The organism is Limnospira sp., assembly GCF_051859755.1.
Classification (GTDB): domain Bacteria; phylum Cyanobacteriota; class Cyanobacteriia; order Cyanobacteriales; family Microcoleaceae; genus Limnospira; species Limnospira fusiformis.
On the sequence record NZ_JBIMLI010000352.1, the window covers coordinates 1 to 1,157 of the forward strand.

1 pseudogene is annotated in these 1,157 nt (G+C 46.9%); it reads right to left on the reverse strand.

Features of this window, described 5'->3' with window-relative positions:
* Positions 1-709 precede the first annotated feature (709 nt).
* Positions 710-1,082 (reverse strand): annotated as a pseudogene (locus tag ACTIE0_RS25085) (reverse transcriptase N-terminal domain-containing protein); the annotation flags it as partial.
* Between the last annotated feature and the right edge of the window lie 75 nt (positions 1,083-1,157).

Here is a 1,157-nt window from a genome sequence, read left to right on the forward strand (position 1 = left end):
GAGCAGTTTGATTCTCTCCATGATGCCATGGATTCCGTTCTCAAAGCTGCGTCCTAACCACCTTGACTAATGCTATATTTCGGGCATTTCAGCCCTATTTCATACCCGAACGTCTCGCACCTTGCGCTTACACTTATCACTACTGACTACCTCGACCAGATTGTCAGAGCCTGAAAGGGGTTATAACGTTCCGTTTATATGGGCATTTCATCTTTAGATTTGTCCTGTCCACCGGGGTACTTTAAAGGTCTGTGTAGGTAGTTAGAATAGCCACCTACTTTTTCCCTTGCTCTTTTGAGCGCAGCGTATCAACCTGTTTCGCTACTCAATTCTTACGATGGTTCAAGCCGGACATTCAGTCTCCTTAATCATGGATGGTTGGCAGTGGTCGAGTGAGAGGTAGGTTCCCCTATTACGCCTTCCGTTCCCTGCTTCAACCCTAGGAGTGTGAATCCTCAAATTGGGGGTGGCTATCGCCGTTACTCTATCCCATAATCGCACCAAGTGGTTTAATACTCCTCCTAGGTATATTTGGACGGTATTTTGCGATTTCTTAAAATGGGATTGACCTTGAGTTTCCTGCCTTGCTCCTCTGCTCGAGCGTTGGAACATATAAACAGTTAAGGGGTAACTGGGTTGAATCAGTTGATTCCCCTCTAGGAGGTTATTTCGAGCATTGCAGCCCTATTTCACTCCTAAACGTCTCGCACGCTATATCAGCATCTAGTACATAGTATTCACCTTTGCGGATGCTTAGGTAAATTCGTGCTATTGCGTCGTGGGTTGACCGTCCGGGACGGAACCCGTAGCTTGTGCCTTCAAATCTCGATTCCCATTCAGGTTCGAGAGCCGACTTAACCAAGGCTTGCCTTGCTCTGTCTTGGATTGTGGGTATTCCCATTCCCGCTTTTTTCATCCCTTCCAGGTTTTGGTATCCACACCCGTCGCAGTGGTTTTGCTTTGAGATTTCCCTTGATGCTCTTGACAATTTCAAACCTTTGTCTTGGAGAGATTGCTCTCATTCCATCAACACCGGCTGTTTTCTTGCCTTGATTATCTTGGGTCACTCGCCGGACTGCTATGTTATGGTCGAAAGGGAAGTCACCTTCGCCAACTCCAATTCCAAACCGTGCTTGATACTTTCACATCACACGGCT